Consider the following 21581-nt stretch of genomic DNA (forward strand, 5'->3'; position numbering starts at 1 on the left):
AATAAACGAAGCGGTAAATAATGCTGTTAACGGTAATTTAATCTCATAACAATTTGATAATCTTGAAGACACAAAAACATAACAAGTGCGTAACATGAACTTTACGGTGTGGTTATTTCTTTGCACAAAAATAAATTAAACACAACACTGAAATGAAATTCAATTTAAAATTTCTATTTATTGCATTATTTATCTGTACGATTTCGATCGCACAAAACAAAGGTACGATTTCTGGAGTTCTAACCGACAAGGAAATGAACAACGCCGCTCTGCCTTTTGCTAATGTCTTAATTAAAGGTACAAATATTAGCGCAAATACCGACATTGACGGAAAATATTCTGTAAATGTAAATCCTGGAAATTATGTAGTTATTTTTAGTTTCGTAGGATATGAATCTGTAGAACAGCCTGTAACTGTTTCAGCTGGTAAAACAACAACATTAAATCAAGTGCTTTCTTCTGGAGGTTATACACTAAAAGATGTTGTAATAAAATCTGCTGCTACAAATAAACAAAAAGAATCTGCATTATTATTAGACCAAAAAAATGCTGTTGCTTTTAAAACTGCAATTGGAGCAGATGAAATATCTAGAAAAGGGGTTAACGATGTAGCAAACGCAGTTGCAAAAGTTAGTGGAATTTCTAAACAAGATGACTCAGGAAATGTTTTCGTAAGAGGATTAGGAGATCGTTATAATGTTACTACTCTAAATGGCCTTCCTTTACCATCAAACAGCCCGGCAAACAAAAACATACTTTTAGACATCTTTACTACAAATATTGTTGACAACATTGGAATCAGCAAAACTTTTGAGGCTCAAAACTATGCCGATTTTGGTGGAGCAAATATTGATATCAGTGCAAAAAGATTCAGCGGAAAACCTTTTGTTAGTTTCTCTATTGGAGCTGGTGCTAACACAAATGTTTTAGGACAGGATCATTTTTATCTGCAAGACGGACCTTCTTATACCGGATTTAAAAAAGTTGGAGTTCCTAATGCTCCATTACAACCATACAGTTATACAACAAGCTGGGACAGACAGGAAAACAAAAATGTATTGAATGCTTTCTATACTTTATCTGCCGGTAAAAGATTTAATATAAATGACGAAAGTTCAATTGGTACTTTTGTTACGGGTTCATTTAGTGCAAAAAATAAATACACTGAAGGATACAGCAGAGGAGGAATTACTTCTGACGGAGATATATTTTCTGACTTTAACAGAACAGCTTACAAACACAGCACTACAACAACTGTTATGGGTACTGCTGATTATAAAATCAACAACAAAAACTCAATCTTCTTTACTTCTTTATTCTTAAATTCAAGTGATCAGGATTATAGTGAGTACGAAGGAACAAACCAGAATTTTGACGGTGGCGGAAACGCTCTTCAACAAATTACAGGTTTTATCAAACGTGGAACTTTTGAAAGAACTCAATTAATTGTGAACCAATTAACAGGAAAAAACAAATTCAACGATCAATGGAATTTAAACTGGGGTGTAGGATACAGTATGTCTAACAGTGCAATTCCGGATCGTATGCAAAACTCTTTTGTTCACGCTCCTAATGGTGTAGACTATACGTTTTTCACCAACTCTAACATCAACAATCACAGGTTTTTTCAAGACTTAAAGGAAAACGAAATCGCTGCAAATATTGCATTATCATATAATTTCAACAAAAAAAGCGATGATACCTACAAAGGGAAAATAACTGTGGGTTATTCAGGAAAATTCAAAGATGTAGATTACAACATGGAACAATATTCATTCTTCCCGAGCAGAACTACAATTTCTTTTCCTAAAGAAGACATACATAATGTAGACAATTATTTAGATCCTGCACATTGGGGTTCTTCTTACTCAAACCGAATTAAACAATTGTACAATGGAAATTTAGATATTAATGCTGCGTTCGCTAATGTTCAGTATTCTTTAACTGAAAGATTCAGTGTGATATTAGGTGCAAGACTGGAACAATTGACTCAGAATGTTTTTTATATTACAACTACAGTTCCTGATGGCGACAGCTCTAATGATTCAAAGTTTAATATTTTACCAAGTTTAATTTCAAAGTATACCTTGAATGAGAAACAAAATTTAAAATTCTCTGCAAGTAAAACTTATACGCTTCCTCAGTTTAAAGAAAAAGTGCCAATTATTTACGAAGATGTTGCACAAGCCTACGAAGGAAATCCTAATTTATACGCTTCGACAAATTACAACTTTGATTTAGGATGGGAATATTTCCCAAAAGCAGGAGAGTTAATTTCTGTAACTGCATTTGGAAAAATTATTCAAAACCCGATCAACGAAATGTTCCTTAACTCTTCTTCAAATGATATCTCTTATGCAAACACAGGAGATAAAGGAACGGTAGCAGGAGTTGAAGTAGAATTTAGAAAAGACATTTTTACAATTGAAAAAAATGATGGTCTAAAGACAAAACTTTCTTTTGACGCAAACGGATCATATTTATACACAAACCAAGATCTAAGCAACGATAAAGTAAACGACGAAAATGATTTTGGAGCAAACTTTACTTTTACAGAAAGTAAATTAACAGGAGCTTCTGATTTTCTTGCCAATGCTAACTTATCATTTTTAAATGAATTCAGAGAAGGACAAGATTTCAGTGCAACGGTATCGTATTCTTATTTTTCAGATAAATTAGCCGTAATTGGAACTTCAAGAGTAGGAAACCTGGTTGATAAAGCTGTAAATAAATTAGACTTTATTGCTAATACAAGTTTGACTAAAAGCCTTAAACTTGGTCTTATTTACAATAACATTCTGAATCCAACTTTCAAACGTGTACAAGAGCAAGGAAAAGTACCTGGAAAAGAATCTGTTGGTGATATTACTGCAAATTCATACAAAGCAGGTTCAGATTTTAGAATTACTTTAAACTATACATTCTAAAAAATAAAACCATAAATACATAAAAGGTGATTAGTATTAACTAATCACCTTTTTTTATTTATAATAACGCAATGTAAATTTTATATTAAGCAGGTTTCTTTTTACCCCAATATACTTAATGTATTGTTAATACGGTCTTAACTCAGCAAAAACATATGTTCGTTTACTTTGCTTTGAAATAAATAAAACAATAAAACACAACAAAATGAAAAAAAGTTTATTTGCAATGGCTGCAATATTAGGACTTGCTTTAACAAGCTGTAGTTCTGATGATGATAACAAAAACGATAACAAAAGTACTTTCGTTTTAAAAGTTGACGATTTAAAAGGAGACATCAATGATGGTGTTGTAACTTTAGACCCAACTCAAACTTACACTTTAACTGGAGGTTTAGTTGTTAAAGGTGGAGCTACTTTAGTTATTCCTGCCGGAACTGTAATCAAAAGTTCTGCTACTGCACTATCTACATCTTTATTTATTGCTGTAGAAAGAAACGCTAAAATCAACATCAATGGTACAGCTGCTAAACCAGTTGTTATGACATCTGGAAAAGCTACTCCTGCTCAAAGTGACTGGGGTGGATTAATTATCGCTGGTAATGCTAAAGTAAACACTGGAGACAATGGTACTTCTGAAGTAGGTGCTTTAAGCTACGGAGGTAATGACAATGCAGATTCTTCTGGAAATATTAACTTCTTAAGAATTTCTTACACAGGTTCTAAATACACTAATGAAAAAGAATACAATGGAGTTTCTTTCTTCGGAGTTGGTTCAGGAACTGTAGTATCTGATATCTACACTTTCGAAAGTGGTGATGACGGAATTGAATTCTTCGGAGGAGCAGTAAACGCTTCTAACTTAGTAATCATAAACTCTTATGATGATTCATTAGATTTTGCTGATGGATGGCAAGGTACTGCTACAAATGTTTACATTAAAGGTGTTACTAAAGCAGGTGTTGAAGGATCTACAAACGCAAAAGATCCAAGTACAGCTGTTCCAATGACTAACGCTAAAATCATCAACATCTCTATCATTAAAGGGGATGCTGCTTTCTTAGCAGACGAAAAAGCAATCAACTATAAAGAAGGTGGTGGAAAACAAGCTTACACAAACTTATATGTTGCTGACGGAATGCCAAAAGACCTTACGAAAATATCTACTGATGCTGGTGCAACTGCAAATATCGCTGCTGGTAACTTTACTATCTCAAACTATACTTTTGGAGCTTCTATCACTGTTTTTGATGGTGTTAAATTATCAGGAACAACTACTGGTGCTCTAGGTGCTGGTGCTGGTGCTGACTTACCAACTTGGGCTAACTGGACTAAGTAATTAGTTTAAGCATAAATAAATTAAAAGCTGTCTGAAAGATTTTCAGGCAGCTTTTTTTATAAAGCACTTTTAGACTTATTTTAATAGAATTACGGCGTCTACAGTACTTGTTTGAAAAATTAAAGATTAAGTAGTTAGTTTATAAATTGTTAAAAACATCCTAAAATTTTAGGATGTTTTTTTTTGGCGTCATTTTTGTAATTTTTTTTGTATATTTACTATAACTAAAATTGAGCGATGGCAAAAAATTACTTTTATATTACATTCTTATTGGCTTTTTTCTTTACTCTGAGTGTTTCTGCTCAAGATAGTAAACAATTACCAAAACCTCAAGAAGGTACTTCTATTGAGGGATTAAGCTTGTATCCTAATCCAGTTACAAACGGAAGAGTATATATTTCTACTAAAAACGATTCAGAAAAAGAAATCATAGTTTTTGATATATTAGGCAAAAAAGTACTTCAAACACATTTAAGTTCCAGAGAACTAAACGTTTCAGAATTAGTTCCAGGCGTTTACATCATAAAAATAAGTGAAGAAAACGCAACCGCAACACGAAAGCTCATTATTCGATAAAACATAAAATTTAAGCTCCAAATTATATTTGGAGCTTTTTTATTATCTGTACATCTCACAATTATTTACCTTTGCAAAAAAAGTTTTGATCACAGCCAGCGATATATTTACAATTTCCAGTCAGAAACAATTTGAAAAAACTGCATTAAAAGTATTTCGTTTTCAGCACGAGAATAATATCGTCTACCGCAATTTCTGTGACTTTCTAAAAGTAAATCCACAGCAGGTAAAATCGCTGGAGCAGATTCCTTTTTTACCCATTCAGTTTTTTAAAAGCCACGATGTGGTGTCCAATACCAATCCGGCGCAGGTAACTTTTACCAGCAGCGGTACAACAGGAATGATTACCAGCAGACATCTGGTTACAGATGTCACGCTTTATGAAGAAAGTTATCGAAAAGGGTTTTCTCAATTTTATGGCAATATCGAAGATTATGTAGTTTTAGCCCTTTTGCCGTCTTATTTAGAACGCGAAGGCTCTTCGTTGATCTATATGGTCGAAGACTTGATAAAACTATCCAATCAGCCTGATAGCGGGTTTTATCTGCACAACCACGACGACTTAATAAAAAAGCTGACCACTTTAGACGAATCTGGTCAAAATGTGATTTTAATCGGAGTTACATACGCTTTGTTAGATTTGATTGAAAAACATCAATTTAATCTTCAAAATACCATTATCATGGAGACAGGCGGCATGAAAGGAAAGCGTAAAGAAATGATTCGCGAAGAACTGCACGAACAACTTTGTAAAGGTTTTGGCGTAAATGCCATCCATTCAGAATATGGAATGACGGAACTTTTAGGACAGGCTTATTCTTTAGGCGAAGGTATATTCGAATGTCCTTCATGGATGCATATTCTCGTTCGTGATCCCGAAGATGCTCTCACTTACGTGAAAGACGGAAAAACCGGAGGCATAAATGTTATCGATTTAGCCAACATCAATTCCTGTTCTTTTATTGCTACTCAGGATTTAGGCAAAAAAAATCCCAACAACTCTTTTGAGGTATTGGGACGTTTTGATAATTCTGATATTCGAGGCTGTAATTTGATGGTTCTATAGTTTAATCGTTGACTTGTTTAATCGTTTAATCGTAATTTTATTAAATAATTTTATCTGCTTAAAAAAAATCCCAACAACTCTTTCAAGATATTGGGACTTATACTTTTGGGTTTTGCAACCTTATGAATATTTAATCGTTTTCAACATTGATAATGAAATATTTCTTCTTTTTACCAAACTGAACCAAAATATACTTTTCAAAAAATATATCTTTCAAAGTCAATAAAGTTTCTACCTGAATTTTCTCTTTATTCACAGAAACAGCATTACTTGCAAGAGCTTTTCTGGCTTCTCCCCGTGAAGTGAAAATTTGTGTTAAATCTGACAATGCTAATACCGCGTCAACTCCATTCATTAAATCTGATTTTTTAACAACAGGCTGATCAAATTCAGAGAATATATCAATAAAAAAATCTTCTCCTTGTTCTACCAAACTATCAATTGAAAAATTAGAAAAAACAAATTCAGATTTTTTTATGGCATCTTCTAAAGCTTCTTTTCCGTGAACAAAAACAGTAATTTCTTCCGCTAATTTCTTTTGTAAAACTCTCAAATGCGGTGCTGCTTTGTGTTCTTCAATCAAAGCTTCAATAGTTTCTTTATCCAGGAAAGTAAAGATTTTGATGTATTTCTCAGCATCAACATCAGTTGTTCTTAACCAAAATTGGTAAAAATTATAAGTTGAAGTTTTATCTGCATCCAGCCAAACATTTCCACCTTCAGTTTTACCAAATTTAGAACCGTCTGCTTTTGTAATTAACGGCGTTGTCAAAGCAAATGCTTTTGATCCTTCTCCTCCCATTCTGCGAACCAATTCTGTACCTGTGGTGATATTTCCCCATTGGTCAGAACCTCCCATTTGCAAAATACAGTTGTTGTTTTTATATAAATGATAAAAATCGTATCCTTGAATCAGTTGGTAAGTAAATTCTGTAAAAGACATTCCTTCTCCTTCTCCGCTCAACCTCTTTTTAACAGAATCCTTTGCCATCATATAATTTACCGTGATGCGTTTTCCAACCTCACGTGCGAAATCAATAAAAGAGAATTCTTTCATCCAGTCATAGTTATTCACCATAATTGGAGCGTTTGCCTCATTTGAATTAAAATCTAAGAAACGAGACAAAACACTTTTAATACCAGCAACATTTTTAGCCAGAGTTTCTTCGTTTAATAAATTTCTTTCGTCCGATTTTCCAGAAGGATCACCAATCATTCCTGTTGCGCCTCCAACCAAAGCGATTGGCTGATGCCCAAAATTCTTTAAATGAACCAATAAAATAATCTGAACCATACTGCCGATATGAAGCGAATCTGCCGTTGGATCAAAACCAATATAAGCCGTAGTTACTTCTTTCAGCAATTGTTCTTCTGTTCCAGGCATACTATCATGATATAGACCGCGCCATTTTAATTCTTCAACTAGATTCTTCATTTTAAAAATATTTTGCGCAAATATAATCAATGACAATGGCAAAATCAAAAAGCAGCAACATTATCAATAGTAATGAAAGCGGTAAAATCAATTTCAATCTTAAAAAATAAATTTCAACACAATATAAACCTCTGCTTCTCTGAACCTTTGCAACTTTGATCCTTTCATAAAACCTTTGCAACTTTGATCCTTTGCCCCTTTGTACCTTAAAACCAAAAAACTTATCTTTACAAAATGGTATTAGTAACTGGAGGAACAGGTTTAGTTGGTGCACATTTATTACTTCATTTAATTGAAAATGGAGAAAATGTCAGGGCAATTTACAGAAATCAAAATAACATTCAGAAAACAAAAACGGTTTTTGAATTATACAAAAAAGCCGAATTGTTTGATAAGATTAATTGGCTTGAAGCCGATATTTTAGACGTTCCTTCTTTAGAAAATGCTTTTATAGATATTGAATATGTTTATCACTGCGCAGCTTTAATTTCATTTGATGCAAAAGATGAAGAAAAACTTCGAAAAACCAACATCGAAGGAACGGCTAATATGGTTAATTTTTCTATAGCTAAAGGAATTAAAAAATTCTGCTTTTTTAGTTCTATTGCTGCCTTAGGAGATATTGCACCGCATGAAACGTATATTACAGAAGAGACCGACTGGAATCCGGAAAAACCACACAGCGATTACGCCATTTCTAAATATGGTGCCGAAATGGAAGTTTGGCGCGGTCTGCAAGAAGGGTTGGATGTTATTATTTTAAATCCGGGAGTAATTTTAGGACCGATTCCGAAAACAAAAAACTGTGATCAGGGAAGTGCTGAATTTTATACCAGAGTAGCCAACGGCCTTTCGTTTTACACAATTGGAAGTACTGGTTTTATAACCGTAACCGATGTTATAAAAACTGCTTTTGATTTAATGAAAAGCACTATCAAAAACGAACGTTTTACTTTAATTGCAGACAATGTAATCTTTCGCGATATCTTGAATACTATTGCAGCAACTTTAAAAGTAAAAAAACCAAGCATTCATGCTAAACCTATCTTGATGAATTTTCTTTGGATCGCCGACAGCCTATTTTCGACGTTATTTTTTCAGAAAAGAAAGATTACAAAAGCGGCCGCAAAAGCTTCGTATTCTAAAAATCTGTATTCTAATGAAAAAATAAAAACCGCTCTGGGAACGGTTTTTTTAGATGTACATCAGTACATAAAAGATGTTTCTAAATTATAATTATTGATCCATTGGAACATCCTGCCCATTACCAGCATTAATTTCTGGCTTTAAAGGCGCTTTCACAGAATCTTTAGAAATTTTATTTTTGATTTTTCCTGATTTTTTTTCTTCAATCTTTAAAATTGAATCTACTGCTCTCTGATTTTTTGCTAAACGCTTTGAGATTTCATCAAACATATCTTTATATCCTTCATAATCTGAAGCATAATAAATATTGTTTTGTGCAAACTGAAGACTGTCTACTTTGTATTTTTTTAAAATAAACTTAACAGGATTGGTCTCTATAGAATCTACCAAAAGCGGACTTTGATATTTCATAGCCTCCAAAAGCGACAAATCATACATAATATCAATCATCTTTTCTTTCTCAATAAGTTTTTTAGGCTGTTTTACCAAGTCTTTTTTACAACTTACAGAAAGAAACAAAACCAATATTATAATTATCAAATTCTTCATCTCAGTTATTTATCTATCAAACAATAATCTTTTTCCGGCACGCGAATCTTTTACTTTAAAGTTATTATAAACCAATTCGCCATTAACAAAAGTATGTGTAATTCTTGATTTAAAGGCATAACCCTCAAACGGAGACCACCCGCATTTTGCTAATATATTGTCCTGATTTACACTCCACGGAAGACTCGGATTTACAATAACCAAATCAGCATAATAGCCTTCTCTAATAAAACCGCGCTTCTCAATCTTGAAGATTTTAGCTGGATTGTGGCACATTTTTTCCACAATTTTCTCTACACTAATTTTTCCCTGATGATGCGCTTCAAACATTGCTACAACAGCATGCTGTACTAAAGGTCCTCCAGAAGGAGCATTTAAGTAAGATTGTTTTTTCTCCTCTTTTGTATGAGGTGCGTGATCGGTTGCAATTACATCAATTCGACCATCGTTTAAGGCTTCCCACAATGCTTTTCTGTCTGCTGCCGTTTTTACAGCAGGATTCCATTTTATAAAATTACCTTTTGTTTTATAATCTTCATCTGTAAACCAAAGATGATGCACACAAACCTCAGCAGTAATTTTTTTATCTTCTAACGGAATTTTATTTGTAAACAATTCCATTTCCTTAGCAGTCGAAAGATGAAAAATATGAAGTCTTGCACCAGTTCTTTTGGCCAGCGCCACTGCTTTTGACGAAGAAATATAACACGCTTCTGCACTTCTGATCAGGTTATGCGCCGTTACGGGAACATCATCACCATATTGCTCTTTAAACTTTTTAAGATTTTCCTGAATTGTAGTTTCATCTTCGCAGTGAACCGCAATCAGCATTGGCGTGCTCGAAAAAATCTTTTCTAAAACCGCTTCATTATCTACCAGCATATTTCCGGTTGAAGATCCTAGAAAGATCTTGATTCCGGCAACATTTTTTGGATTTGTTTTTAAAACTTCCTCCAGATTATCATTGGTTGCTCCCATCATAAACGAATAATTCGCAAATGATTTTACTGCAGCAATTTGATATTTATCTTCTAAGATTTCCTGAGTAACTGCATTAGGAACCGTATTAGGCTGTTCTATAAAAGAAGTAATACCGCCGGCAACAGCAGCTCTCGATTCAGATTCGATATCACCTTTATGGGTTAATCCTGGTTCTCTAAAATGCACCTGATCATCTATTGCACCCGGCATTAAATAATTTCCTTCTGCATCTATAACGATACAATCTGAACTTTTTAGACTGATACTGTCTGCAATTTCGACTATCAAGTCGTTTTCAATTAAGACATCGCCTTCAAAAATAGACCCTTCGTTTACAATTTTGGCATTTTTTATTAAAATCCTATTCATTCTGATTCGTTTATAATGAATTGACTAATTTTTTTAATCGCAGCGAAATTACTCCCAGAATTGCTTCCTTTATAATAGCGTTGCTCATTTTAGAAACTCCTTTTGTTCTATCGGTAAAAATAATAGGCACTTCTTTTATTTCAAATTTTGCACAATACGTTCTGTATTTCATTTCGATCTGAAAAGCATATCCAACAAACTTAATTTTATTCAGATTTATTGTTTCTAAAACGTTTCTTTTATAACAGACAAAACCTGCAGTTGCATCGTGAATTTTCATTCCGGTAATAAACTTTACGTAAACCGATGCAAAATAAGACATCAGAACGCGGCTAAGCGGCCAGTTTACCACATTTACGCCCGTTACGTAACGCGATCCAATTGCAAGATCAGCACCGCCGAAGTGGCAGGCATCATATAATTTCTCCAGATCATTTGGGTTATGAGAAAAATCGGCATCCATTTCAAAAATAAACTCATATTCTCGCTCCAAAGCCCATTTAAATCCATGAACATATGCTGTTCCTAAACCTGATTTTTTAGCTCTTTTTTCTAAAAAAAGTCTTCCTGAAAATTCTTCCTGCAGTGCAATTACTTTATCTGCAGTAAAATCGGGAGAATTATCATCAATAATTAAAAGATGAAAAGATTTATGCTGCGAAAGTACAGCTCTAACTATACTTTCTATATTCTCAATTTCGTTATAAGTGGGAATTATGACAATACTATCATTCATTTTTCTGGGTAATTTCACCGCAAAAGTAAACTTTTTATAGCATTTGACTCATAATAAATTTATAATAAAAGTATTGACACAAAAAATTACTAATTTTGTATCGTTATGATTGAACAACTTCATCCTCGAATTATTGAAAACAAAGACTGGGCAACACTTTTGTTTGTGTTGGCCTTTGCCGTTGTTGCTATGACAAAATCTGCTTACGAGACCAGATTCAGTGAATTCAGCAAGCTGATATTTTCTGATAAATACGCAAAAATTTATCGTGACAACAGCCATATGAAAAGCAGTTTTACGGTTGGCTTATTTTTCGTTCAAATTATTTCGTATGCTTTTTTCATTCAGCTGACGATGCATATTTTTGGATATGCAGAAAAGACCGATTGGATTCTGTTTATTCAGATTGCAACTTTCCTGCTGTACTTTATTCTTGGAAAATATTTGGTGGAGAAAATTGTTGCAGCCTCATTCAATATCGACGAATTTGTAGAGCTCTTTAACTTACAAAAAGTAACATACAGGACTTATATTGGTATTTTGGTACTTCCGATCAATGCAATTTTGTTCTATTATGATGATATTCCGAAAACGATTCCGCTCGTGATCATAGCTATTTCACTGTGTATTAGCCTGTACTCTTACTTTATTTCAATTAAAACATATCAAAATGCAATAATCAGTAAGTTTTTTTATTTTATTTTATATCTTTGCGCTCTTGAAATAGCCCCTTATTATTTCATGTATTATTGGATTACAAAACAGGTGGCTTAGTAAAAGTTTATAATATGAAAGTGAAAACAATTTTGGTGTCACAGCCTGAACCTAAAGTGGAAAATTCTCCTTACTTTGAGCTCCAACAAAAACACAAAATAAAAATTGATTTCAGACCATTTATTCATGTGGAGGGGGTTAATGCAAAAGAGATTCGATTACAAAAAATCGACCTTAATCATTATACTGCAATTATTTTGACAAGCAGAAATGCGGTAGATCATTTTTTCAGAGTAGCAGACGAAATGCGTTATAAAGTACCTGAAGGATTGAAATATTTTTGTCAATCTGAGGCAGTTGCGTTTTACCTGCAGAAATATGTGGTGTATAGAAAACGTAAAATTTATGTAGGCGCAAAAGACTTTGCAGATTTATCTCCATTGATAAAAAAATACAAAGACGAAAAATTCCTGCTTCCGGCATCTGATCAATTAAATGCTGACGCACCAATAACCTTAAACGGATTAAAAGTAGATTGGGCACAAGCTGTTTTTTACAGAACTGTAATGAGTGATTTATCGGATCTTGCAGATGTTTATTATGATGTTTTGGCGTTTTTTAGCCCAACGGGAATTAAATCATTGTTTAAAAACTTTCCAGACTTTAAACAAAACGATACCAGAATAGCAGTTTTTGGAAGCACAACTCAAAAAGAAGCTCTAGATCATGGCTTAAGAATTGATATTCTTGCTCCAACTCCAGAAACTCCTTCTATGACAATGGCTTTAGAAAAATACATTGCCGAAGCAAACAAAGGAAAATAAACCTAAGAATAAAAATATTTTAAATTCCAAATTCCAAATTAATCACTTGGTATTTGGAATTTTTCTTTTTAATCAATTTTATAAATCAAACATTATCAGTGGCTTCAACCACTGGAACGCAATATTCATCATCTCTCAATCCTGTGGTTGAAACCACGGGCTATATTTTAAAATTGTAATTTTCTTTTTTACCTCCTTTTAACTACATTTGATTTCTATTCAAAACCCAAATCACAAAAAATAGTTTCAAATTTTAAGTTATGAAAATCAATTCCCTATTAATTGAAATTGACGGTATCGATAAAGAAATCCTGCGCTACTTAATGGATGATGCCCGAAAACCCATACTACAAATAGCCAATAAAATAGGTATTTCTGGCGCTGCAATTCATCAGCGTTTAAAAAAGCTCGAACAATCTGGCGTTATTTCAGGATCAAAATTTACAGTAAACCCAAAAGTTCTGGGTTATAACACTATGGCTTTTGTAGGCGTTTATCTGGACAAAGCTTCCCGCAATTCTGAAGCAGTAAAGGATTTAAAGAAAATTCCAGAAGTATTAGAATGCCATTATACAACAGGAAACTGGTCCGTTTTAATTAAAATTATCTGTCGTGACAACGAACATTTGATGCAGCTTTTAAACACAAAAATACAAGCAATAGAAGGTGTTTCCAGAACAGAGACTTTCATTTCGTTAGATCAGCAGATTGACAGACAGATACAACTTTAACCAATTTGATAATTTACTTAATTAGAAAATACGGCTATTTGATAATTTAAATTCCATTTAAACCAATGTTTACTTCTATTAGACCCGAAATTAAAACCATAATTTTTTTTATTGCTTATTTTATAACAGCCATTATCTCAGAAAAAGTAAGCCCGAGTGGTGTTTGTACGCCCGGAGCAGGTTTTTTATTATTTATGCTTTCAATTCCAATCAGCATTATTTACAGTCTGATCCTTTATTTTAAATACAACAGATCAGAGAACAAACAGTACTTAAACTGTATTTATATCATTTCTGGTTTTTGGATTATACTTTTCCTTATTTTTAGTTTTAATAATTAGAGAATGTGTCAATTTGATAATTTAAAAACTGCATGATAAATATTAGATCCGAATACAAAACTATTTTATTTTTTTTATCGTTTATTGCCATCATTTATTTTGTGGGAAGTATTCAAAATGGGAGTCCGCATGGTCCTGGGATTAGCACTATTCTTTTTTTATTACTGATTCCAATAAGTATAATTTACACTTTAATTCTTTTTTTCAAGTATTATAAATCTGAAAACAAACAATACTTAAATTCGATTTATATAATATCTGGAATATGGATTTTAATCTTTCTCTTTTTTAATTATCATAATTAATAAAAAAACCTAACAGGCTTTGAAAACCTGTTAGGTTTGTTATAAATTATCTAATTGAACAATTATCTAATTATCTCAATTATCAATTATTTCTCCTGCTTCCAGAATAAATAGAAATATAATAAAGCAGCGTTGCAATAGAACCAATAGCTGCTACAACATACGTCCTTGCCGCCCATTTTAAAGCATCTTTTGCTCCCGCCTGCTCTTCAGCTGTCAGCATGTGCTTATTTTCTAACCATGCAAGTGCTCTGTTGCTGGCATCATATTCTACAGGCAGTGTAATGATCGAAAATAAAGTTGTAGCTGCAAAAATGATAATTCCAATTAGCAGCAATTGCGGATAAACCCTAATCATCAGGATTCCTGCGATCAAAATCCATTGTACATAATTTGAAGCCACACTCACAATTGGAACCAGTTTAGAGCGCATCGTAAGCCATTCATAACCTATAGAATGCTGTACAGCATGTCCACATTCATGAGCTGCAACCGCCGCAGCTGCTGCATTTCGATGATTGTAAACGGCCTCACTTAAATTTACTGTTTTATCAGAAGGATTATAGTGATCTGTTAATTGTCCGGGCGTTGAGATAACACGAACATCTGTAATGCCGTTATCTGCAAGCATTTTTTCTGCGATTTCTGCACCGCTCATTCCGTTTCTTAATTGCAGCTTAGAATATAATTCGAATTTGCTCTTTAATTTTGCACTTACCAGCCAGCTGAATAACATTATGACTCCGGCAAGAATAATATATGAACCTCCCATGTTTTATTTTTTTTAGTTGATGATTAAATTTACAAAACAAACTGCAAATTGCGAACCACTTTAACAAAATGTCTTTTTGGCATTTTTACAGCAATTTTGTCTTAATTCATCATATTATTTTTGAGAAGAAAAGCAATTAATTCTGCCACGTTTTTCATTTTATACTTTTGAAGAATATTTCGCCGATGCGTCTGCACCGTTAGAAAACTCAAAAACAAATCGTCTGCTATTTCCTGAGTCGATTTTCCCTGCGAGAGCAATAATGCAATATCGCGCTCTCTTCTGCTTAACGCAGGAATACGTTCTAAATCTTCAGAAAGCGGCTGGCTGATTATCGTTTTTACTTCTTCACTAAAAACAATTTCGCCGTCAATAGCTTTATAAATACAATCTTTAAATTCATCAAAAGAGGCATTTTTAAGAATATATCCGTTTCCTCCATTCTGAATAAACTGCATTACGAGGCTTCTTTCAGACTGGCTGCTCATTCCGATAATTACGATTTTTGGATGTTTTTGCTTTATTGTTTTACACAAATCAACTCCATTTATTACCGGCAGAAAAATATCCATCAAAATCAAATCTACATGATGATCTTCAATATAATCCAAAAGCGCTATTCCCGACTCAAATTTCTTTACGATTTCTATATTATTCAAATCCGTCAGCAAGCCCGCTATTCCCGAAATAACAATAGGATGATCGTCTACAATTACCGTTCTATATCTCATAATTTTTTTTTGGCTTATATTTTTAATTCAATGTAAGTAGAAGTTCCTTTTTCGGGAACGGAATCAATTTCTAATTTTCCGTTTAAAAATGCTACACGGTTTTTAATGTTTTTCAGCCCCATTCCTTCTCTTTTTTCCGCATAGCCTACATTAAATCCAATTCCGTTGTCTTCTACAGTTATAAAAAAAACATCTTTGTTCTGCGAGCAGGAAACCAAGATCTGAGAAGCCTTTGCATATTTCAGGGCATTATTTAAAAGTTCCTGAATAATCCTGTAAATCATAATTTCAAGATGTTGCGGCAAATTTGGTTTTTTAATTAAATACTGAAATTCAACACTTGTCTGAGAATTAGAATGCGAAACACATAAATCTCGCAGTGCATGTTCTAAACCTAGTTTTTGAAGTGTTTCCGGCATTAAATTCTGAGAAATATTGCGAAGCTCCTTAATCGAATCGTTTAGCATCGCATTAATGTTCGGACCAATCTCTTTATTTTCTCTGTCAGCAAGATTAAGATGGATTTTCAAGCCGGAAAGCATACTTCCGAGTCCATCGTGCAGATCTCGGGCAATTCTTTTCCTTTCAATTTCCTCGCCTTGAATAAGAGCATTTGAAATGGATAATTTCTGCTGATTTTCCAGTGAACTCAATTCCTGCTTATGATTGACTTCTTTCTGAAAATTTAATTTTTTCTGATAGTTGTTCCAAATCCATAAAAACAAAACGGTTAGAAACAACAAAAAAGAAAGTACCGCAAAAAGCAGCATATTCAACCGATTATTATTTACCTGCAAAACTGCTTTCTCATTTTGCGACTGCAGCAAAGTGATCTTTTTTTCGTTTTCAGCTTTTTTATACCTTGCCTCAAGCTCTACAATTTCGTTTTTTAAATTTGCATCATTAAGACTGTCATTAATAATATTGTACCGATTAGAATAATAATATGCTTTTGAATATTCTTTTGTGGCGTTGTAAAATTTTGACAATTCCTTAAAGTAATTCTTTTTATCAATCATAAAAGGCGTGTTTTCTACCAGATATTCAAGATTACTTTTTGCCCTCACATAATTTTTCAGCTTAAAAAGCACTTCGTACTCTGCAAATTTCAGTCGGTTCAAAGCGACATGATTTTCGTGTTTTTTTGCGGATTCAATACCTTTTGCAAAACTCTGAAGAGCTTGCTGATGTTTATTTTGTTTTGAAAAATAGATTCCCTCCGAATAAAAATAAGAATCATTCAAATTTGAATTGGGATATTTTTTTAAGGTCGAAAAAGCTTTTTCTAATATTTCATTTGCATCATAAAAATGTTTGAGTTCTACTAAATTCTCTGCATTAATAATGTACGTTTCCATTTTTGATTCAGCAAGAGTCGGTGATTTTTCACTCGTATTTTCGATGTATTTCTGTGCCTGTTCTAAATATTCTGCCGCTTTTTCACGTTCATTATTATTCATAAAAATAATCGCAACTGCTTTGTTCAGGGCGCTGATCAGCTCAAAATCGCCGCTTTTTTTTGCAATAGGAATCGCCTCATTTACCAGCAGCTTCATGTATTCATTTTCGTTATTCTTACGTTGCTGCATAATGCCATAATTCTGAAGTATAATAGCACGAAGTTTATAAGCTTCTTTGCAGCGGTACTTTTTAAGTTTTGTATTGGCTTCAAGCAAAGCTTTTTCAAAACCTTCCAAATCACCTTTTTCAACAAAACTAGAAGCGTTGTAAAAAATGGATGCATCGTTTAAAAAAGGAAATTTTGTTTTCAGCCGATTGGCTTGTTCCAGATATTCTTTGGACTTTTTTACATCCTGAACCATCAAAAACAATTTGGACAATCTGAAACTATTGAGACTTTTAATACTATCAGACTTTACATTTTTGGTAAATTTTACAATACTGTCAATATAAACGGCATCGTCGTCTAGAGAAAGGATTACCTGAGAATGGGAAACTGCAGAAAAAAATAAAAAAAATAATAAGGCGTAGATTTTCTTCATAAATGGGCATTTAATCAAAGTTATTAAAGCTGAACGACTTTCAAAACATAATCGGCTTCTTTTACCTGATATCAGGTAAAAAAAAATACATTTTATCAGGTATTGTCCTCTGTATAATAAGCCTCTATTTTTGCTGTAAAATAGGAACAATTGATTCTTAAAGAATTTTATTATAAAATCGATTTTAAAAACTTTAGCAATTATATTGACTCTATTTATTTAACTGTAAAAATGTTTGTGGTCGGAAAAGTTGTTAATAAACTTACCGCTGCTGCTACTAAATAATGGAGACGTTTCGGCAACACTGACAGCCTGCGTTCTTCCGCTATAAATTCTAAAGGTTAGGATTTAATTTTTTGTTTTTGGTAAAAGTAAAGCTTCGCAATAGTAGTATTGCGGAGCTTCTTTTTTTTAAAACGCTTCTAAATCCTATCGATTTTGCCACGAATTGCACGAATTAATTTTGTGTGAATTCACTATGCATAAAAAAATCCAAACTCCAACAGAAAGTTGGAATTTGGATTTTAGATCCCGACGCTTTGGGATTATAATTTATTTAGTTATCCAACCAAATTGATAATCTTCCCAGGAACAATAATCACTTTATTTGGAGTTTTACCATCTAATTGTTTTTGAGTTCTTTCGTCTTTCATTACGATTTCTTCGATTTCTTCTTTGGTTAAATCCAAAGGCAATTCGATTGTGAAACGCATTTTTCCGTTGAAAGAAACCGGGTATTCTTTATTGGTTTCAACCAAATGACCTGCCTCAAAAATTGGGAACGCTACCTCAGAAATTGATCCTGTATTTCCCAACTGCAACCATAATTCTTCTGCTATATGAGGCGCGTAAGGCGAAACCAAAATTGCTAAAGGTTCTAAAATCGCTCTTGAATGACAATTTTGAGAAGACAATTCGTTTACACAAATCATAAATTGAGAAACCGAAGTATTGAAAGAGAAACTTTCAATATCATCTGCCACTTTTTTGATTGTTTTGTGTAACGATTTTAAGTTGTCTTTTGTTGGTTCGTCGTTGTTTACGATTAAACCTGTATTTTCATCAAAATACAATCTCCATAATTTTTTCAAGAAACCAAAAACTCCAGAAATCCCAGCGGTATTCCAAGGCTTTGCTTGTTCTAATGGTCCTAAAAACATTTCGTACAAACGTAAGGTATCAGCTCCATATTCATCACAAATATCATCTGGTGTTACGACATTGTATTTTGATTTCGACATTTTACCTATTTCACTTTCGGTAAAATATTTAATATCTTCAATGTTTTTAACCTTTCCATCAAAAGTGTAAAATTTCCTATCTCTAAGTTTATAAAAACCTTCTTTCGAAATAAATACAGGATTTTTAAAATTCTGCCAATTACAAAACTTTAGAATTCCTTCCTCGTTCAAAAATGATGGTCTATCTGTTGCATTATAGTCAGAAACAAATTCAACTGGAACTGCTAAAGGATCAATTTCTTTTAGATCGCTATTTTCTAGTATAATTCCGGCACAATCATTTCCAAATATTATTTCTCCAAGTTCTTCGTTTTCATCAAAAAGTGAAATATTTTGTTTATTCACCCAAATCTGATTAGAACTATTTCTGGCTTTTAATGCTTTTTCAATAACGCCCAAAATCATTCCCTGATTAATCAGTTTTTTGAATGGTTCTTCGGTTGGAGCGAAACCTTTGTCTTTTAAGAATTTATTCCAAAAACGAGAATATAGTAAATGTCCGGTTGCATGTTCGCTTCCTCCAATATATAAATCTACACTTTCCCAATATGCTAAAGCTTCTTTACTTGCAAATTCGGTTTCGTTATGTGCATCCATATAACGCATCCAATACCATGAACTTCCCGCCCAACCTGGCATCGTGTTCAATTCCAAAGGAAAAATCGTTACGTTGTCCACCAAATCAGTATCAACAACTTTATTTTGTTTTGTATCCCAAGCCCAAACTGCTGCATTTCCTAAAGGAGGCAGACCGTCTTCGGTTGGTAAATATTTTTCTACTTCTGGCAAAATGATTGGCAAATGCTGTGCATCAATCATTTTTGGCAATCCGTTGACATAATAAACCGGGAAAGGTTCTCCCCAATAACGCTGGCGAGAGAAAACCGCATCACGCAAACGGTAATTTGTTTTTCCTATTCCCTGCTCGATTATTTCCAATTTTGCAATTGCTTTTACCGTAGCATCTTTATAATTTAATCCGTTTAAGAAATCAGAATTTGCGATCTCCACATTGTCTTTTGATCCGTAAGCGGCTTCAGAAATATCTACGTTTGCGAAGATATTCTTGATTTCTGGCATTCCTTCATTTCCTTTAAAGAAATTAGCAAAAGCATAATCTCTTTCGTCACCGCAAGGAACCGCCATTACAGCGCCTGTTCCGTAACCTGCCAAAACATAATCGCCAATCCAAACCGGAATTGGTTCTTTTGTAAAAGGATGTTCCGCGTAAGCGCCCGTAAACACACCAGAAATGGTTTTTACATCGGCCATACGCTCACGCTCTGAACGTTTTGCTGTTTTTTCGATATACGCCTCAACGGCCGCTTTTTGTTCTGCAGTTGTAATTTTAGCCACCAAATCGTGCTCTGGTGCCAAAGTCATAAAGGTTACTCCGAAGATTGTATCAGGTCTGGTGGTGAAAACTTCGATAAAAGAGTCTAAAGTCGAATGTCCAAAGTCTGAAAGTACAGCTTCACTTTCGTCTTTTGACTTTTGACTTTTGACTTTAAACTTAACTAATGCTCCAACCGATTTCCCGATCCAGTTTCTTTGGGATTCTTTTATAGATTCGCTCCAGTCGATATCATTTAAACCTTGAAGCAGACGCTCTGCATAAGCAGAAATTCGCATGCTCCATTGTGTCATTTTTTTACGGATAACAGGAAATCCTCCACGCTCAGAAACGCCGTTTACGATTTCGTCATTTGCCAAAACAGTTCCTAAACCAGGACACCAGTTTACTTCTGTTTCTGCCAAATACGTTAATCTGTATTGCAAAAGGATTTTTTCTTTTTGATCTTCAGAATAAGAATTCCATTCTGAGGCAGAAAAAACTGCAATATTATCATCTGAAACTGCATTTACACTTGCATTCCCTTCTGTTTCAAAAACAGCTGTTAAAGTCGAAATATCTTCTGCTTTGTCTGTGTTTTTATTATACCACGAATTGAACAATTGGATGAAAATCCATTGAGTATGTTTGTAATAATCAGGATTTGATGTACGCACTTCACGCGCCCAGTCAAATGAGAATCCGATTTTATCTAATTGTTTTCTGTAACCTGCAATTTGTTTTCCTTCTTTATCTACTCCACCGTCAATATTTACGCGTGTTGTATCTTCTGGACGCTGTCCGGTCTGAATTGCATATTGTTCTGCCGGCAATCCGAAACTGTCATAACCCATTGGGTGCAAAACATTGAAACCTTGATGTCTTTTGAAACGAGAATAAACATCTGAAGCTATATAACCCAGCGGATGCCCAACGTGCAGTCCTGCTCCAGACGGATAAGGAAACATATCGAGAACATAGTGTTTCGGCTTTTCAGAGTTGTTTTTTGCTGCAAAAGTTTGATTTTCTGCCCAATATTTTTGCCATTTGGCGTCAATTTCGTTTGGATTGTATTTCATTTTTTAAGGTTCAAAGTTGCAAAGTGACAAAGGTTCAAAGGTTTTATCACTTAATGAATTATGTCGCAAATTTACATTTATTGTCGATTGTTGCAAAGCTATTTCATTGACAAACAAATAAAATAACAAAATACTTATTTTTGATTACGTAAAAACACTTATATTCGTAATTCAAAATACGTATAAAATATTTTCTTTCTATAAAAAATTTGAAAAAAAAAGAAAGAATTATTTTATGCATTAATCTTTATTTTTACAAAGTTATTTAAAGAATAAAATGAGTATAAATAAAAAATATTCGATTGAAGTTCGCGTTTGGATTGAAGAAGCCGAAGGTGCGTTTCTTGGAATTGGGAAAATCTGGCTTTTGGAAAATATCCAAAAAA

17 protein-coding genes are annotated in these 21581 nt (G+C 33.5%); 9 read left to right on the forward strand and 8 right to left on the reverse strand.

All coding sequences use genetic code 11. The features are described 5' to 3' along the window. The first annotated feature begins 152 nt into the window (after window positions 1-152). The 4 genes from B0A68_RS10360 (at window position 153) to B0A68_RS10375 (ending at window position 5905) form a co-directional block, all read left to right on the forward strand. A complete protein-coding gene (locus tag B0A68_RS10360) occupies window positions 153-2927 on the forward strand; it encodes a TonB-dependent receptor (RefSeq protein WP_035681837.1) in 2775 nt (924 codons plus the stop codon). A 205-nt stretch (window positions 2928-3132) separates the two neighbouring features. Further along, complete coding sequence (locus B0A68_RS10365) at window positions 3133-4263, forward strand: hypothetical protein (protein ID WP_035681835.1); 1131 nt, start codon at window positions 3133-3135, stop codon at window positions 4261-4263. 237 nt (window positions 4264-4500) lie between these two features. Beyond that, window positions 4501-4839: a T9SS type A sorting domain-containing protein gene (locus B0A68_RS10370; protein WP_035681831.1), complete on the forward strand. Its 339-nt coding sequence runs from the start codon at window positions 4501-4503 to the stop codon at window positions 4837-4839. A gap of 85 nt (window positions 4840-4924) precedes the next feature. Beyond that, on the forward strand, window positions 4925-5905 hold the full coding sequence (locus B0A68_RS10375) for a LuxE/PaaK family acyltransferase (protein WP_035687795.1): 981 nt from the start codon (window positions 4925-4927) through the stop codon (window positions 5903-5905). Between the two features lie 130 nt (window positions 5906-6035). Here B0A68_RS10375 and tyrS read toward each other — a convergent pair whose 3' ends face one another. Further along, a complete protein-coding gene (gene tyrS / locus B0A68_RS10380; RefSeq protein WP_035681828.1) occupies window positions 6036-7340 on the reverse strand; it encodes a tyrosine--tRNA ligase in 1305 nt (434 codons plus the stop codon). Window positions 7341-7574: 234 nt separating this feature from the next. Between tyrS and B0A68_RS10385 the strand changes: the two genes are divergently transcribed. Beyond that, on the forward strand, window positions 7575-8576 hold the full coding sequence (locus tag B0A68_RS10385) for an NAD-dependent epimerase/dehydratase family protein (RefSeq protein WP_035681825.1): 1002 nt from the start codon (window positions 7575-7577) through the stop codon (window positions 8574-8576). Here the strand turns inward: B0A68_RS10385 and B0A68_RS10390 are convergent, their stop codons facing one another. Genes B0A68_RS10390 through B0A68_RS10400 form a run of 3 tightly spaced genes read right to left on the reverse strand, consistent with a single transcriptional unit; the run spans window position 8577 to window position 11121 of the window. Next, window positions 8577-9035 (reverse strand): DUF4296 domain-containing protein, encoded by a 459-nt coding sequence (locus tag B0A68_RS10390; RefSeq protein ID WP_051892452.1) that lies wholly within the window; start codon window positions 9033-9035, stop codon window positions 8577-8579. A gap of 9 nt (window positions 9036-9044) precedes the next feature. Next, window positions 9045-10385 (reverse strand): dihydroorotase, encoded by a 1341-nt coding sequence (locus tag B0A68_RS10395; protein ID WP_035681823.1) that lies wholly within the window; start codon window positions 10383-10385, stop codon window positions 9045-9047. A 10-nt stretch (window positions 10386-10395) separates the two neighbouring features. Next, on the reverse strand, window positions 10396-11121 hold the full coding sequence (locus B0A68_RS10400) for a polyprenol monophosphomannose synthase (RefSeq protein ID WP_035681821.1): 726 nt from the start codon (window positions 11119-11121) through the stop codon (window positions 10396-10398). Between the two features lie 105 nt (window positions 11122-11226). Between B0A68_RS10400 and B0A68_RS10405 the strand changes: the two genes are divergently transcribed. From B0A68_RS10405 to B0A68_RS10420, 4 genes are all read left to right on the forward strand, one after another. Next, the gene (locus tag B0A68_RS10405; RefSeq protein WP_035681818.1) at window positions 11227-11895 is read left to right on the forward strand and encodes a DUF4271 domain-containing protein; all 669 of its coding nucleotides are present in this window, start codon (window positions 11227-11229) and stop codon (window positions 11893-11895) included. Window positions 11896-11909: 14 nt separating this feature from the next. After that, window positions 11910-12659, forward strand: coding sequence for a uroporphyrinogen-III synthase (locus B0A68_RS10410; RefSeq protein ID WP_035687793.1), 750 nt, complete (start codon window positions 11910-11912; stop codon window positions 12657-12659). Between the two features lie 260 nt (window positions 12660-12919). Continuing rightward, on the forward strand, window positions 12920-13390 hold the full coding sequence (locus B0A68_RS10415) for an Lrp/AsnC family transcriptional regulator (protein WP_035681816.1): 471 nt from the start codon (window positions 12920-12922) through the stop codon (window positions 13388-13390). Window positions 13391-13455: 65 nt separating this feature from the next. Further along, on the forward strand, window positions 13456-13731 hold the full coding sequence (locus tag B0A68_RS10420; protein ID WP_035681815.1) for a hypothetical protein: 276 nt from the start codon (window positions 13456-13458) through the stop codon (window positions 13729-13731). A gap of 387 nt (window positions 13732-14118) precedes the next feature. Here the strand turns inward: B0A68_RS10420 and B0A68_RS10425 are convergent, their stop codons facing one another. The 4 genes from B0A68_RS10425 to B0A68_RS10440 form a co-directional block, all read right to left on the reverse strand. Beyond that, window positions 14119-14808, reverse strand: a complete 690-nt coding sequence (locus B0A68_RS10425; RefSeq protein ID WP_035681813.1) for a zinc metallopeptidase — start codon at window positions 14806-14808, stop codon at window positions 14119-14121. Window positions 14809-14909: 101 nt separating this feature from the next. Continuing rightward, a complete protein-coding gene (locus B0A68_RS10430) occupies window positions 14910-15539 on the reverse strand; it encodes a response regulator (protein WP_035681810.1) in 630 nt (209 codons plus the stop codon). Between the two features lie 14 nt (window positions 15540-15553). Next, window positions 15554-17542 (reverse strand): sensor histidine kinase, encoded by a 1989-nt coding sequence (locus B0A68_RS10435; RefSeq protein ID WP_035681808.1) that lies wholly within the window; start codon window positions 17540-17542, stop codon window positions 15554-15556. A 560-nt stretch (window positions 17543-18102) separates the two neighbouring features. Beyond that, on the reverse strand, window positions 18103-21195 hold the full coding sequence (locus tag B0A68_RS10440) for a leucine--tRNA ligase (protein WP_035681806.1): 3093 nt from the start codon (window positions 21193-21195) through the stop codon (window positions 18103-18105). Between the last annotated feature and the right edge of the window lie 386 nt (window positions 21196-21581).

This window comes from Flavobacterium reichenbachii, assembly GCF_002217435.1.
GTDB lineage: Bacteria > Bacteroidota > Bacteroidia > Flavobacteriales > Flavobacteriaceae > Flavobacterium > Flavobacterium reichenbachii.

What these genes read in the sequence shown, in the direction of transcription:
- B0A68_RS10360 (WP_035681837.1), top strand. Translation starts at nt 153, where the DNA reads ATGAAATTCAATTTAAAATTTCTATTTATTGCATTATTTATCTGTACG.
- B0A68_RS10365 (WP_035681835.1), top strand. Translation starts at nt 3,133, where the DNA reads ATGAAAAAAAGTTTATTTGCAATGGCTGCAATATTAGGACTTGCTTTA.
- B0A68_RS10370 (WP_035681831.1), top strand. Translation starts at nt 4,501, where the DNA reads ATGGCAAAAAATTACTTTTATATTACATTCTTATTGGCTTTTTTCTTT.
- tyrS (WP_035681828.1), bottom strand. Translation starts at nt 7,340, where the DNA reads ATGAAGAATCTAGTTGAAGAATTAAAATGGCGCGGTCTATATCATGAT.
- B0A68_RS10385 (WP_035681825.1), top strand. Translation starts at nt 7,575, where the DNA reads ATGGTATTAGTAACTGGAGGAACAGGTTTAGTTGGTGCACATTTATTA.
- B0A68_RS10390 (WP_051892452.1), bottom strand. Translation starts at nt 9,035, where the DNA reads ATGAAGAATTTGATAATTATAATATTGGTTTTGTTTCTTTCTGTAAGT.
- B0A68_RS10395 (WP_035681823.1), bottom strand. Translation starts at nt 10,385, where the DNA reads ATGAATAGGATTTTAATAAAAAATGCCAAAATTGTAAACGAAGGGTCT.
- B0A68_RS10400 (WP_035681821.1), bottom strand. Translation starts at nt 11,121, where the DNA reads ATGAATGATAGTATTGTCATAATTCCCACTTATAACGAAATTGAGAAT.
- B0A68_RS10405 (WP_035681818.1), top strand. Translation starts at nt 11,227, where the DNA reads ATGATTGAACAACTTCATCCTCGAATTATTGAAAACAAAGACTGGGCA.
- B0A68_RS10410 (WP_035687793.1), top strand. Translation starts at nt 11,910, where the DNA reads ATGAAAGTGAAAACAATTTTGGTGTCACAGCCTGAACCTAAAGTGGAA.
- B0A68_RS10415 (WP_035681816.1), top strand. Translation starts at nt 12,920, where the DNA reads ATGAAAATCAATTCCCTATTAATTGAAATTGACGGTATCGATAAAGAA.
- B0A68_RS10420 (WP_035681815.1), top strand. Translation starts at nt 13,456, where the DNA reads ATGTTTACTTCTATTAGACCCGAAATTAAAACCATAATTTTTTTTATT.
- B0A68_RS10425 (WP_035681813.1), bottom strand. Translation starts at nt 14,808, where the DNA reads ATGGGAGGTTCATATATTATTCTTGCCGGAGTCATAATGTTATTCAGC.
- B0A68_RS10430 (WP_035681810.1), bottom strand. Translation starts at nt 15,539, where the DNA reads ATGAGATATAGAACGGTAATTGTAGACGATCATCCTATTGTTATTTCG.
- B0A68_RS10435 (WP_035681808.1), bottom strand. Translation starts at nt 17,542, where the DNA reads ATGAAGAAAATCTACGCCTTATTATTTTTTTTATTTTTTTCTGCAGTT.
- B0A68_RS10440 (WP_035681806.1), bottom strand. Translation starts at nt 21,195, where the DNA reads ATGAAATACAATCCAAACGAAATTGACGCCAAATGGCAAAAATATTGG.